Annotated in this window: 12 protein-coding genes; 5 read left to right on the top strand and 7 right to left on the bottom strand. The window is 61.7% G+C overall.

What is annotated here, in order from left to right; translation table 11 throughout:
- Nucleotides 1–243: 243 nt before the first annotated feature.
- From HX792_RS00835 to gap, 6 genes are all read right to left on the bottom strand, one after another.
- A complete protein-coding gene (locus tag HX792_RS00835; protein WP_176994357.1) occupies nt 244–645 on the bottom strand; it encodes a YbaN family protein in 402 nt (133 codons plus the stop codon).
- 130 nt (nt 646–775) lie between these two features.
- Nucleotides 776–1,384 (bottom strand): biliverdin-producing heme oxygenase, encoded by a 609-nt coding sequence (locus HX792_RS00830; RefSeq protein ID WP_176994356.1) that lies wholly within the window; start codon nt 1,382–1,384, stop codon nt 776–778.
- A gap of 135 nt (nt 1,385–1,519) precedes the next feature.
- Nucleotides 1,520–4,084, bottom strand: coding sequence for a TonB-dependent receptor (locus HX792_RS00825; protein WP_176994355.1), 2,565 nt, complete (start codon nt 4,082–4,084; stop codon nt 1,520–1,522).
- Between the two features lie 116 nt (nt 4,085–4,200).
- Nucleotides 4,201–5,169 carry a FecR domain-containing protein gene (locus HX792_RS00820; protein WP_176994354.1) on the bottom strand — a complete coding sequence of 323 codons (969 nt, stop codon included), beginning with the start codon at nt 5,167–5,169 and terminating at the stop codon, nt 4,201–4,203.
- A gap of 74 nt (nt 5,170–5,243) precedes the next feature.
- A complete protein-coding gene (locus HX792_RS00815) occupies nt 5,244–5,762 on the bottom strand; it encodes a sigma-70 family RNA polymerase sigma factor (RefSeq protein ID WP_176994353.1) in 519 nt (172 codons plus the stop codon).
- Between the two features lie 184 nt (nt 5,763–5,946).
- The gene (gene gap / locus HX792_RS00810) at nt 5,947–6,948 is read right to left on the bottom strand and encodes a type I glyceraldehyde-3-phosphate dehydrogenase (protein WP_176994352.1); all 1,002 of its coding nucleotides are present in this window, start codon (nt 6,946–6,948) and stop codon (nt 5,947–5,949) included.
- 221 nt (nt 6,949–7,169) lie between these two features.
- Here gap and edd point away from each other — a divergent pair, with 221 nt between their 5' ends.
- The 4 genes from edd (at nt 7,170) to HX792_RS00790 (ending at nt 12,262) form a co-directional block, all read left to right on the top strand.
- Complete coding sequence (gene edd, locus HX792_RS00805) at nt 7,170–8,996, top strand: phosphogluconate dehydratase (RefSeq protein ID WP_176994351.1); 1,827 nt, start codon at nt 7,170–7,172, stop codon at nt 8,994–8,996.
- Nucleotides 8,993–9,949 carry a glucokinase gene (locus HX792_RS00800; RefSeq protein ID WP_176994350.1) on the top strand — a complete coding sequence of 319 codons (957 nt, stop codon included), beginning with the start codon at nt 8,993–8,995 and terminating at the stop codon, nt 9,947–9,949. The genes edd and HX792_RS00800 overlap by 4 nt, the downstream gene beginning before the upstream one ends.
- Nucleotides 9,950–10,068: 119 nt before the next feature.
- Nucleotides 10,069–10,803 (top strand): response regulator, encoded by a 735-nt coding sequence (locus tag HX792_RS00795; protein ID WP_176994349.1) that lies wholly within the window; start codon nt 10,069–10,071, stop codon nt 10,801–10,803.
- A 31-nt stretch (nt 10,804–10,834) separates the two neighbouring features.
- Nucleotides 10,835–12,262 (top strand): ATP-binding protein, encoded by a 1,428-nt coding sequence (locus HX792_RS00790; protein WP_176994414.1) that lies wholly within the window; start codon nt 10,835–10,837, stop codon nt 12,260–12,262.
- A gap of 146 nt (nt 12,263–12,408) precedes the next feature.
- Here the strand turns inward: HX792_RS00790 and HX792_RS00785 are convergent, their stop codons facing one another.
- Complete coding sequence (locus HX792_RS00785; protein ID WP_176994348.1) at nt 12,409–13,338, bottom strand: AraC family transcriptional regulator; 930 nt, start codon at nt 13,336–13,338, stop codon at nt 12,409–12,411.
- Nucleotides 13,339–13,666: 328 nt separating this feature from the next.
- On the opposite strand from HX792_RS00785, the gene HX792_RS00780 reads away from it, so the two are divergent.
- Nucleotides 13,667–14,008, top strand: coding sequence for an antibiotic biosynthesis monooxygenase family protein (locus tag HX792_RS00780; RefSeq protein ID WP_016975490.1), 342 nt, complete (start codon nt 13,667–13,669; stop codon nt 14,006–14,008).

Genomic DNA, 14,008 nt, shown 5'->3' with positions numbered 1-14,008 from the left:
TCGGCCTCGTACAGGTTGACCCCCACCACCAGCGCGATGACGCCCAAGAGGCACAGGCCGGACAGCAGCACGATTTTCAAGCGGATTGAGAGGGTGTCGAACATAGGTTCACTCGCGTATGGACTTGTTGGAATGCAAGCAGGGCGAGCCAAGTCCATTCGGCGCTATATCCGGAACATCGGCGTTACGGGATGTTTCATGAGGGGAAGGCGATGAGCGGTAGGCAAAAGGCTACACGCAGCGTTATACGGGGGCTGCAAGCCGTTCCGGGCGGGACCAGATCCACAGGTTGCCCAGGCTCATCCCGGCAATGGCCAGGTACACCGGCCAGCCGTGTTCGAGCATGACCAGCATCAGCACGGCGCAGACCAACATGCTGATGGTGGCGCTGATTTTGGCGCGGCGCGCGATGATCTTGCCGTTGCGCCAGTTGAACAGGATCGGCCCGAACAACCGGTGGTTTTCCAGCCAGGCACTCAGGCGCGGCGAACTTTTGGTAGCGGCCCAGGCGGCGAGCAGGATGAATTCGGTGGTGGGCAAACCCGGGATGACAATCGCCACCAACCCGATGCCCAGGCTGACGTAGGCCAGCAGGCCGAAGAGGATCTGCGCGATTTTCGAGGTGGATTGGGTTTTGCCGGTCATGGGGAGTGATTTGCAGAGAGAGGGATTACACCCATTGTAGGAGCCGGCTTGCCGGCGATGAGGCCTTTGAAATCAGCGCAAGGCTGATGGCCTTATCGCCGGCAAGCCGGCTCCTACAGGGAGTGTTGAATCAGGCGAATTCAGGGGCGCTAGCGTACGCCTGTTCCAGTAGCACGGTGAAGCGCACGAACGCGTCGATTGCACCTTTTTCCACGGCCGCTTCTTCTTCGGCGCTGAATTCCAGGCCGTCGAGGGTGCGGGTGAAGCTCTTCCAGCCTTCGGCACGACCACCGGCCGGCTCACCGAGGTGGCGGGCGCCGAAGGTTTCGCTCAGGCCCAGGCCCACGGCGCGCTTGATCAGGAACGCAGCGCCCAGCTTGGAACCTTCAGACACGAACAACCAGCCCAGGGCTTCGGCCTTGCTCGGGTTTTTTACGGCGCCGGCAACGGGAGCCGGTACGTCGGTGTCCAGATCGCCCAGGTCCAGCTTGGCGGCTTCTGCGCGGCAGCGTGCCGCCAGGTCCGGGACAATCTTGATCAACTCGGCGTCGTTGTACAGCGCAACCAGTTCCGATTGGAACAGGTACTGCGCCACCACGAAGCGGGCGAAGTTGGCCTGGGTTTCAAACGGCGCGTGAGCCTTGACCAGGGCGTCGAGCTTGGTGTGTGGCTCGTTGGTGATCTGGTTCAGGCGCTGGGAGCGCAGGCTTGGGCGTTCTGCGGTAGGGGAAGCGGTCATGGGGAAAGTCCTTGAGAAGGGTAGCGCCTTGTGGCTCTAAAGAGAGCTGTTATCAACTAGACGAACAAGAAGACGCAGCACAGTAAAAAATCCTCACCCCGCCGATGAAATTCCAGCGGGGTGAGGCGGGCGTTATCAGATGTCCCAGATCAGGTTGATCGCAAAGTTTCGGCCCGGCTGGGTCAAACGGTCGAGATTGGCGGGCGCGGTCACGCCGGCTTCGCCGACACCGTCGTAGCTGCGCACGTCATCCCAGTTCCAGTACTTCTTGTCGGTCAGGTTGTAGACGCCACCGTTGATGGTCACGTCGTCGGTGACTTTGTAGAAGGCGGTCAGGTCCAGCACGCCAAAGCCCGGAGTCTTGAAGGGCGCGCTGGTGCTGCCATCGGGGGCGTGGAAGGTGGTGCTGTCCACACGGTTTTGCTTTTTCACCAGCGTCCAGCTCAGCAGGCCGCCGTAGTTGTCCTGGTCGTAACCCAGGCCGAACACGCCTTTGAGCGGGTTGACGCTGTTGAGCGGCTCGCCGTTGTCGTCGTTGCGCCCGTAGGTGTAGCCGACCGAACCCTGGGTGTAGAGGCCTTGTGGTGCGCCGAACGCATCGAGGTTCAGGCGGCCCTTGGCTTCGATGCCCTTGATGGTGGCGTGCTTGATGTTGTTGGCTTCGAACTGCTGCACGGTGCCGCCAGCGACCGAGGCGTCTTCGTCAATGAAGTCGCGGTACTTGTTGTAGAACACGGCGATGTCGAACGAGCCCTCGTCGAAGTTGCCGCGAATCCCAGTTTCAATGCCTTTGCTGGTTTCCGGCTTGAGGTTCGGGTTGGGCTCGACGGTGTAGCCCTGGTTCAGGTTTTCGAAACGGCCGTACAGCGCTTTCGCCGATGGCGTGCGGAAACCTTCGGCGTATTGGCCGAACCAGGTGTAATGGTCGGTCAGCGCGTAGGTCAGGCCGAACTTGGGTGTGACCCGATGCCAGGTTTTGTCGGCGTCGCTGTGGTCATAGATCCGCGTCGGGTCAACGGTGTTGAGGAACTCTTCGGTCAGCTTGGGCTTGAGCTGGGTGTAGTCGTAACGCACGGCCGGCAGGAAGGTCCATTTGTCCCAGGTGATCTGGTCCTGGGCGAACAGCGAATAGGTGTTGATGGTCGGGTCCGGGAAGTCGCTGGCCTTTTTCACGCTGTCGCTGGCCTGTGGGCTCGGTGCGCCAATGGCCGTGCAACCGCCGCCGACGGCCAGGCAGGTCGCGCCGCCTTCGCGGGAGCCGGTGACTTTTTGTTGTTTCAGGGTGGTGCCGTAGGTCACCTGATGATCCGTTTCGCCGATGCTGAACGCCTTGTCCAGCTGCGCGTCGAACACCCACTGTTTTTCTTCATACAGGGTTTCGCGGGTGCGCAATACGCGGCGCGAGGGCTGGTAGATTTCAGCGGTGGTCTGGTCGGTCTTGGCGATCTGATAGTTGAGGCTGGTCTTGATGTGATCGGCAATCGGCGAGTCGAGGGCGAAGCGGTTTTCAATGGCGAAACGTTCACGGGTGATGGTGTCGTTACCCGAACGTGCACGGTAGAAGTTGAAGCCACGGCCGCCGGTGAACGGGCCGCCCACAGCGTTTTTCAGGTTGACGTCGCGGTCATCCTTGAACTTCTCGTAGGTCAGGCCCAGGCGGTTGTCATCGCCGTAGTTCCAGCCCAGTTTGGCCAGCACGTTGGTGGTGCGCGCATCTTCCGGGTTGGCGCCGGTGCGGGCGAGGCCGGTGGCGTTGTTGCCATCGTAGGATTCCATCTCGTGGCCATTGCGCTGGCTCAGGTGCAGCAAACCGTCGAAGTCCTGCACGCGTCCGGCGACGGTGCCGGAGGTCAGCCAGCTGTCGTCGGCCGAGCTGTAGCCGGTTTTCAGGCGGGCGCCGTAGTCCTGGCCGGGCTTGATGATGTCATCCGGGTCGAGGGTGAAATAGCTGACGGCGCCGCCGATGGCGCTGCTGCCGTACAGGGCCGAGGCCGGGCCACGCAGGATTTCCACACGCTTGACGATTTCCGGGTCGACGTAGTTGCGACGGGTCTTGGCATAAGGGCCGTTGAAGAAGTTGTCCGGTACTTCGACGCCGTCGACCTGGGTGAGGATGCGGTCACCGTCGATGCCACGAATGTTGTAGCCCGCATTGCTGGCGCGAGTGCCGGCGCCGCCGACAGAGACGTTGGGCTCGTAGCGCACCAGTTCACGAATGGTGTTCACGTTGTCGCGGTCCAGGTCCTGGCGATCATGCACGGAGACGGTGCTGGGCACGCTGCTCACGTCCTGCTCGGTGCGGGTGGCGCTGATGGTCACCTGTTGCAGGTTGAGGGTGCTGCCGGCGGCACGTTTTTCCAACACGATGTTGTTGTTGCCCAGTTTGCGGTAGCTCAGGTTGGTCCCCACCAACAAGCGATCCAGGGCTTTTTCTGGTGTCAGCGGGCCGCGCACGCCAGGTGACGACACACCCTGGCCCAGTTCAGCAGGCAGGCCGACTTGCCAGCCGGTCACCACGGTGAACGCGTTCAATGCCGAGACCAGCGGTTGTTGTTCGATGCTGAAGGTGTAGTTGCCGTGGCTACGCGCGGCCGGTTCAGTGGCCGTGGCGGCCATGACTGGCGTTGCGGCCAGCAGGATGGCGGCGGTCAGTAAGGACAGGACGGGCGAGGAAGACCGGCGATTGAAACAAGAGGACATCGAGAGCGCTCCGGGGGTACGAATCTTATAGTTGCGAACCGAACCAAATAGGAATCAGTTGCATTGGCTAAGACGAGACGTACCACCGACAGCTATCGAGTAAAAATAATTCTCATTTAGTTCAGGATGACCAGCGCGGGGTATTCCGAGAGCTTGGCCGAGGTGATGTGGGCCAGGGAACGCACCACGTCCAGCGGTTGGTCGAGGCGGTAATTGCCGGTGACCGCGACACTGGCGAGCTTGTCGTTGTTGTTCACGATCCAGCCCGGGTAGTAGCGACGCAGCTCGGCAAGCACTTCGCTCATCGGGCAGTTTTCAAAAATCAGCCGGCCCTGCACCCAGGCCAGGTCTTTGTTGAGATCAAGCTTGGCTGGTTGGCCGAAACCTGTGGGGCCGATACGGATACTTTCGCCCGCGCTCAGGCGCACACGCGCATCGTTGACGGTATTGCTCAGGTCGACATCGCCGCGCTGTACCTGCACCTGGGCTTCGCCATTGAGGTAGCGCACGGCGAAGGACGTGTCGCGCACGCTCGCACGCACCGGGCCTGCATCGATTTCCAGCGGCAGTCCATGGGTGGGCAGAACCTCGAAAAACGCCTCGCCCTGGTACAGGCGCGCGATGCGCTGGTGGTCCTTGATGCTGCTGGAAAACGCCGAGTTGGTGTTCAGCAACACTTTGGAGCCATCGTCCAGTTGCAGGCGCTGGCGTTCGCCCACCACGGTGAGGTGATCGGCTTGCAGGCGCACGGGCAAGTTGCTGAAGCTGAACAGGCCGATCAGCAGCACGGCGGCGGTGGCCAAGGGTTTCCAGTGCGGTTTGATCCGCCGCCAGGCCGACGGCTTGCGCGGTGCTGCCAGCGCCACGGCGGCGCTGTACACCGGCGCGCCACCCCAGGCAGCCTGGGCTTTGGCGAAGGCGTGGACGTGGGCAGGGTCTTTGGCCAGCCAGGCCTCGAACTCGGCCTGTTGCCCGGGTTGCGGGCACTGCAAGGCGATCAGCCAGTCGAGGGCTTGGTCCATAGCCACGTCTTGCAGCACCTCATGAGCCAGCTCATGGGGGCGCAGTTTATTCGGGTCCGTCACGGTGTTCCTCGGGTCTTCGCCACGTCTTATTCATCTTTCCTACAGCCTGGATCGACCTATCTGTCGGGTGAAGCTTAAGGCTGATCCAGCCGTTCGGCCACACCTACACAGATGGCCATGATCAATTTCAGTTCCTTTTGCACCGTGCTCAAGGACACGTCGAGCTGATCGGCAATCTCCTGATAGCTGCAACCGTGCAGGCGGCTGAGGATGAAGATCTGTTGCTGGCGGGCGCTCAACTGGCCGAGGCTGACGCTCAGGTGCTCAAGCAATTGCTCGGCCTGAGTGGCGTCTTCCGGGGTGCTGATGGGGGCGGCAACGCTTTGCAGGATGTCCAGCGGCACATCTTCCTGCAAGGTGCGAGCCTGGATCCTGCGCGAACGCAGGTGATCCAGCGCCAGGTTGCGCGCGGTTTGATAGACGAAAGGTTCGAGGTGATCGATGGGCCGCTCGCTCAAGGCCCGGGTGACGCGCAGGTAGGTTTCCTGCAACAGGTCCTCTGCGGTGCTGTGGTTATTCACCATCCGCTGCAAGGTGCGAAGCAGAATCACCCGTTGGGTGAGAAAGACGTGGTTGAAGCGAGATTGGCTCACAGTGATACCAGACCGATTTGCAGTGAATGATAATGCTTATCATCAACTCAAATGGCAAGTGGCACGTTGGCCGGCGTTGCAAAACCTTGTAGGAGCCGGCTTGCCGGCGATGCAGGCAACTCGGTTTCCTGGAAAACCGTGTCGATGCGATCGCCGGCAAGCCGGCTCCTACAAGGGTTGAGGATTATTCGGCGTTGCACAGCGCCAGGCAGTTATCCAACATACGGTTGGAGAAACCCCACTCGTTGTCGTACCAGGCCAGCACTTTCAGCAATTTGCCACTGACCTTGGTGTGATTGGCATCGAAAATCGACGACAGCGGGTTGTGGTTGAAATCGCTGGAAACCAGCGGCAGGGTGTTGTAGCCAAGGATCTTCGAATGTTGGCTGGCTTCCTTGAGCAGCGCGTTGACCTCTTCGGCCGTGGCGTCTTTTTTCAGGGTGACGGTGAGGTCCACCAGCGACACATTGATCACCGGTACACGCACGGCCATGCCGGTCAGCTTGCCGGCCAGTTCCGGCAGCACCAGGCCCACGGCTTCGGCGGCGCCGGTCTTGCTCGGGATCATGTTCTGGGTGGCCGAGCGCGCACGGTACGGGTCGGTGTGATAGACGTCGGTCAGGTTCTGATCGTTGGTGTAGGCGTGAATGGTGGTCATCAGGCCGCTTTCGATGCCCAGTTCACGGTGCAGCACCTGCGCCACAGGCGCCAGGCAGTTGGTGGTGCACGACGCGTTGGAGATGATCTGGTGGGATTGACGCAAAATGTCATGGTTAACCCCATAAACCACGGTCGCATCAGCGCCCTTGGCGGGTGCAGAGATGATCACCTTGCGCGCACCAGCGGTAATATGGGCGGCGGCCTTGTCGCGGTCGGTGAACAGGCCGGTGCATTCGAACACCACGTCGATCTTGTGCGCGGCCCACGGCAGTTCGGCCGGGTTGCGAATGGCGCTGACGGCGATCCGGTCACCATTGACGGTCAGGCTTTCCTGATCGTGGGCGACCTCTGCTTCGAAAGTGCCATGCACGGTGTCGTACTTGAGCAGGTGGGCATTGATTGCGCTGTCGCCCAAATCATTGATGGCGACGATCTGCAAATCCTGACGGTAGCCTTGGGTATACAGTGCGCGCAGGACATTACGGCCGATACGGCCAAAACCATTGATTGCGATACGAAGAGTCATTGGAAAGTGCCTGTCGTCGATTTGTTGTAAGAATTACAAGATTATTCGCATAAAAATAGAAAACAAGCCTTTTTAGTGGCAATATTTTGTTCAATCTACAACGAGTGACCTGAATCAACTGGTCCGATTGGTCAAGTAACACCCTGCCAACCTCTTCGCGGCGGGCGTTTGACCAGCATAGACACTCAGGTCGCCACATCCGTTAGCCTGGAGTTCTACACATGCATCCCCGCGTCCTTGAGGTCACCGAACGGCTTATCGCCCGCAGCCGCGCCACCCGCGAGGCCTACCTTGCGCTCATTCGCGGCGCAGCCAGCGACGGTCCGATGCGCGGCAAGCTGCAGTGCGCCAACTTCGCCCATGGCGTGGCCGGTTGCGGCACTGAAGATAAAAATAGTCTGCGCATGATGAATGCCGCCAACGTGGCAATTGTTTCGTCATATAACGACATGCTCTCGGCGCACCAGCCGTACGAACATTTCCCTGAACAGATCAAGAAAGCCCTGCGCGAAGTCGGCTCGGTCGGCCAGTTCGCCGGTGGCACTCCCGCCATGTGCGACGGCGTGACCCAGGGCGAGCCCGGCATGGAGCTGAGCCTGCTTAGCCGTGAAGTGATTGCCATGTCCACGGCGGTAGCGCTGTCCCACAACATGTTCGACGCGGCGCTGATGCTGGGCATTTGCGACAAGATCGTACCGGGCCTGATGATGGGCGCACTGCGCTACGGTCACCTACCGATGGTCTTCGTGCCGGGTGGCCCGATGCCGTCGGGTATCTCCAACAAGCAAAAGGCCGACGTGCGCCAGCGCTACGCCGAAGGCAAGGCCACCCGCGAAGAGTTGCTGGAATCGGAGATGAAGTCCTACCACAGCCCGGGCACCTGCACCTTCTACGGCACCGCCAACACCAACCAGTTGCTGATGGAAGTGATGGGCCTGCACCTGCCGGGCGCCTCGTTCGTCAACCCGTACACGCCGCTGCGTGACGCGCTGACCCGCGAAGCCGCGCACCAGGTCACGCGCCTGACCAAGGCCAATGGCAACTTCACGCCGATCGGCGAGATCGTCGACGAAAAATCCATCGTCAACTCCATCGTCGCCCTCAATGCCACCGGTGGTTCCACCAACCACACCCTGCACATGCCGGCCATCGCCATGTCGGCGGGCATCATCCTCACCTGGCAGGACATGGCCGACCTCTCCGAGGTGGTGCCGACCCTGTCCCACGTGTATCCGAACGGCAAGGCCGACATCAACCACTTCCAGGCGGCGGGCGGCATGTCGTTCCTGATCCGCGAGCTGCTCGAAGCCGGCTTGCTGCACGAAGACGTCAACACCGTGGCCGGCAAGGGCCTGAGCCGCTACACACAGGAGCCGTTCCTGGTGGACGGCGAACTGATCTGGCGCGACGGCCCTATCGAGAGCCTCGACGAAACCATCCTGCGCCCCGTGGCCCGTGCATTCTCGCCAGAAGGCGGCCTGCGCGTGATGGAAGGCAACCTCGGCCGCGGCGTGATGAAGGTCTCGGCCGTGGCCCTTGAGCACCAGGTCGTCGAAGCACCGGCGGTGGTGTTCCAGGACCAGCAAGACCTGGCCGATGCGTTCAAGGCCGGCCAGCTGGAAAAGGATTTCGTCGCGGTGATGCGCTTCCAGGGCCCGCGCTCCAACGGCATGCCCGAATTGCACAAGATGACCCCGTTCCTCGGTGTGTTGCAGGACCGTGGCTTCAAAGTGGCCCTCGTAACAGACGGGCGTATGTCCGGCGCCTCGGGTAAGATCCCCGCCGCGATTCACGTCAACCCCGAAGCCCAGAGCGGCGGGCCGCTGGCGCGAGTGCAAGATGGCGATATCATTCGCGTCGATGGCGTCACCGGCACCCTGGAGCTTAAGGTGGACGCCGAAGAATTTGCAGCGCGCACGCCTGCCACGGGCCTGTTGGGCAATAACGTGGGGGCCGGTCGCGAGCTGTTTGCATTTATGCGCTTGGCCGCAAGCTCCGCAGAGCAAGGCGCCAGCGCCTTTACCGCTGCTTTGGAGACGCTTAAGTGAAGCTTGCGCTGGTCGGTGATATCGGGGGCACCAACGCCCGTTTTGCGTTGTGGCGGGACCAGGAACTGCATTCGATCCGCGTGCATGCCACGGCGGATCACCAAAGCCCTGAGGAGGCCATCAAGGTCTACCTCAAGGAAGAAGGCCTGGAAATCGGGGACGTCGGTGCGGTGTGCCTGTCAGTCGCCGGGCCGGTGAGCGGGGATGAATTTAAATTCACCAACAATCACTGGCGCCTGAGCAAGACTGCGTTTTGCAAAACCCTGCAGGTGGATGAACTGCTGCTGGTCAACGACTTCTCGGCCATGGCCCTGGGCATGACCCGCCTTAAGCCGGACGAATTCCGCGTGGTCTGCGAAGGCACGCCGGAACCGTTGCGCCCTGCGGTGGTGATCGGCCCGGGCACCGGCCTGGGTGTCGGCACCCTGCTGGATCTGGGCGGCGGCCGCTGGGCGGCGTTGCCGGGGGAGGGCGGCCATGTCGACCTGCCCTTGAGCAGCCCGCGTGAAACCCAGCTGTGGCAACACATCTACACTGAGATCGGTCACGTCAGCGCCGAGACCGCCTTGAGCGGTGGCGGTTTGCCGCGTGTGTACCGCGCGATTTGCGCGGTCGACGGCCATACGCCGGTGCTCGATACGCCCGAAGCCATTACCGCAGCCGGCCTGGCGGGTGACCCGGTGGCGATGGAAGTGTTGAACCAGTTCAGCATCTGGCTGGGCCGGGTAGCCGGGAACAACGTGTTGACCACGGGTGGACGCGGCGGTGTGTATATCGTGGGCGGGGTGATTCCCAGGTTTGCCGACTTCTTTATCAACAGCGGCTTTGCCAAGAGCTTCGGTGACAAGGGTTGCATGAGTGACTACTTCAAAGGCATTCCGGTGTGGTTGGTGACGGCGCCTTACTCCGGGTTGACTGGGGCGGGCGTGGCGTTGGAGCAGGCATTTGCGTAGACCGTGATGGCGCCATCGCAGGCAAGCCAGCTCCCACAGTTGGAATGCATTTCCCTGTAGGAGCCGGCTTGCCGGCGATGAGGCCCCGAAGAACACCCCATAACAACAAGGAGGACCCCGTGAGCGTAATCAGTAAATCGATTCTCCTCGTCGACGACGACCAGGAAATCCGCGAATTGCTGCAAACCTACCTCAGCCGCGCCGGTTTCCAGGTGCGTGGGGTGCCGGACGGTGCGGGGTTCCGTCAGGCGATGAACGAGGCGCCCTGCGACCTGGTCATCCTCGATGTGATGTTGCCGGACGAAGACGGTTTCAGCCTCTGCCGCTGGATCCGCCAGCACCCGCGTCAGGCGCAGGTGCCGATCATCATGCTCACCGCCAGCTCCGACGAAACCGACCGCGTGATCGGCCTGGAGCTGGGCGCCGACGACTACATCGGCAAACCCTTCAGCCCCCGCGAATTGCAGGCTCGCATCAAGGCGTTGCTGCGCCGTGCCCAGTTTGGCCAGGAGCGCAGTGGCGCGGGCGATGTGTTGGTCTTTGACGAGTGGCGCCTGGACATGATCAGCCACCGGCTGTTCCACGTGGATGGCGAAGAGGTGATTCTCTCGGGCGCCGACTTTGCCCTGCTCAAATTGTTTCTCGACCACCCCCAACAAATTCTCGACCGCGACACCATCGGCAACGCCACCCGGGGCCGGGACCTGATGCCGCTGGACCGTATCGTCGACATGGCCGTCAGCCGCTTGCGCCAGCGCCTGCGCGATACCGAAAAACCTCCGCGACTGATCCGCACCGTGCGTGGCAGCGGTTATCAACTGGCAGCCAGCGTGGTTGCCGGCAATGCCCACTGAGCATTTGACCGAGCGCCGCCGTCGCTTCCCGGTGCCGCGTTCGCTGCTGGGGCGGATGTTGTTACTGACGTTGCTGGCGGTGTTGTTCGCCCAGGCGCTGTCGAGCGTGATCTGGGTTTCGCAATTGCGCGCCACCCAGCTCGAAGGCCTGGTCACCAGCGCCCGTAGCCTGGCCCATTCGATGACGGCCAGCGTGAGCTACTTTCGTTCGTTGCCGGTGGCCTATCGCCCGTTGGTCCTGGACCAATTGCGCAGCATGGGCGGCACCCGTTTTGTGGTGACCCTCAACGACCGCCCACTGGACATGGCCATCCTGCCCCAGACCCCGCGCAAGCAAGCGGTGCTGGAGGCGGTGGATGAAGTGCTGCGCCAGACCCTGGGCGCCGACGTGCATATCTCGGTGGAATTCGTCAGCGCCGAAGACCTGCGCATCTTCAACGCCGGCTTGAAGCTTGATGAGCTGCCGCGCTCGTGGGCGCATTACGCGCTGACCCTCGAACCCGTCAACCCACCGGTGCTGGTCACCCAGATCCAGCTAGCCCCCGGCGAATGGCTCTACATCGCCTCGCTGCTGCCCGAGCCCTACACCAGCCTTGAAGAGCAAGGCCTGCCGTCCCAGCAAGTGTGGTTCATCGTGCTCACCAGCGGTTTCCTGCTGCTGTTCATCGGCCTGCTGGTGCACTGGCAGAGCCGGCCACTCAAGCGCCTGGCGCGGGCCGCGCGGGACATGTCCCTGGGCGCCGATGTAGAACCGGTGGCCGAAGGCGGCGGCAGTGAAGTGGTGGAAGTGGGTCGGGCCTTCAACGCCATGCGCGAGCGCATCAGCCGTTACCTCACCGAGCGCAGTCAGTTGTTCAGCGCCATTTCCCACGACCTGCGCACCCCGATCACGCGGCTGCGCTTGCGTGTGGAACTGCTGGAAGACGAGAACCTGCAAACCAAGTTCGGGCGCGACCTGGACGAACTGGAGTTGTTGGTCAAAGGTGCGCTGCAATGCGTGAAAGACACCGACATCCACGAAAACATCGAGCCCGTAGACCTCAACCACGTCCTCGATTGCTTGGTGGAACCCTACCTCGCCCCCAACGGCAACGGCCGGATCACCCAGGACGGCCGTGCGCTGGCGCCGTACCCGGGCAAGCCGCTGGCGCTCAAGCGCTGCATTGGCAACCTGATCGACAACGCCTTGAAGTACGGGCAGAACGCGCACCTGCACATCGAGGACGATGGCGCGGAATTTATCCTGCACGTCGACGACGAAGGCCCGGGCGTGCCGGAGCAGCGCCTGGAGCAAGTCTTCGAACCGCACTTCCGCCTCGCCGGCCAGCAGCAGGGCTACGGCCTGGGCCTTGGGATTGCGCGCAACATTGCGCACAGCCATGGCGGGGAAGTGAGTTTGCAGAATTTGCGCGAGGGTGGATTGCGGGTCACCTTGCAGCTCCCCCGCACTCTCGACTGAATATACCGCACCCCTTTTAGGAGCCCGGCTTGCCGGCGATAGCGCTCTCACGGACGCCATCGCCGGCAAGCCGGGCTCCTACAATAGGGACGGCGTGCAGCCCTCATCGCCGGTAAGCCAGCCCCTACATTTTGATCGGCGAGGGGTCAGACGCTTTGGCGCATCCGGGCCAGGTCACGCAAGGGCGGCGCGCCAAACAACCGGCTGTACTCGCGGCTGAACTGCGACGGGCTTTCATAACCCACCCGATACCCCGCCGCCGACGCCTCCAGCCCTTCGGCAATCATCAACCGCCGAGCCTCCTGCAAACGCAGTTGCTTCTGGTATTGCAGCGGGCTCATGGCGGTGATCGCCTTGAAGCGGTGGTGCAAGGTCGAGACGCTGAGGTTCACTTCCTTGGCCAGGTCGTCGATGCGCAGCGGTTGTTCGTAGTTGCCGTTCAACCAGGTGATCGCCTGGCTGACCCGATGGCTCTGGCTGTTGGCCACGGCGATCTCATACAGCCGATAGCCCTGCGGGCCCCGCAATAAACGGTAGAGGATTTCGCGGTTGATCAGCGGCGCCAGCATGGCGATGTCTTTGGGGGTGTCCAGCAGGCGCGCCAGGCGTAACACGGCGTCGAGCAATTGAGTGTCAATGCGGTCGACGTACATGCCACGGGAGGTCGGGCGCGAGGGCACGCCCATCGGTCCGGCCTCGGCGATCAACGCGGTGAGCTGCGCCGGGTCGATGTTGATGCGCACCGACAGATTGGGGTCTTCTGGCGTGGCGTCGATGATTCGCCCGGCCACCGGCATCGCCACCGAGAACACCAAATAGTTGAGCGGGTCATAGGCAAAGATTTCGTCGGCCAGGCGCACTTCCTTGCTGCCGCTGGCCAGGATGCACAAGGCCGGCTCCACCAGCACCGGCATGAAGTCACGCGGTGTGTTGTGGCGGTTGAGGTACAGCGAGGTCACCGCCGTACCGTAGGAGCCATCTTCCCAGGTATGCCGGTGCACGATGCTGGCCAGCTCAGCTCGCTGTTTTTCCATCTCGGCATCGAGGGGAATGGGCTTATGTTCCGGCGACGACATGGGACGTCCTCTACAGGCTGTTTCGATGGGATCAGCTTAGCGGCGGCTTTTCAAAAAGTGTTAGGTCGATTCTGCACAATCCTTGCCTGATCCTGCGACAGGTCGTGAATCAGGCAATCACAGGGCCTGTCATCTCCTTGAAACACTGAACATGGGCTTGGAATAAACCCCGGACGGCAAACGTCCTATCTACGCTTCTCGCAGGATTGTGCAATAAGCCTGCAGGAATTGACTAACTGCGCCCACACCCGCGCCGTTATCTTTGATCCTGTGGCAACACGCCCTCACAGTGTTTGCCGAGCATCACTTCTCAACGGGAGAGTCGAATATGTCCACCCCAATTCCCGCGAGCCATATGGCCTTTATCCGTGCCCGTACCGGGTGCAGCACCGAACTCGGTGCACGCTTGAGCAGTTTGATCGAACCGGGCCGTCAGGCTCAGGGTTGCCTGCAATTTTCGTTGCAGCATTCCCAGGTCGACCCCGATGTCTGGCTGGTCTCGGGTTTCTGGAGCAGCGAACAGGCCATGAGTGCCTACTTCAACTCGCCGGCCCTGATGATCTTTACCGAGCTGTTGAACGACATGGTGGTCCGCAGCATGGACTTCCAGACCTTCACCGATGCATCCGCTGCACACGCCTACGGCGAGTACCTGCAACTTGCTGGTTAA

Origin of the sequence: Pseudomonas sp. B6002 (assembly GCF_013385985.1) — a bacterium.
GTDB lineage: Bacteria > Pseudomonadota > Gammaproteobacteria > Pseudomonadales > Pseudomonadaceae > Aquipseudomonas.
Note: the sequence above shows the minus strand (reverse complement) of the source record. Positions and strands in the feature narration are given on the sequence as shown.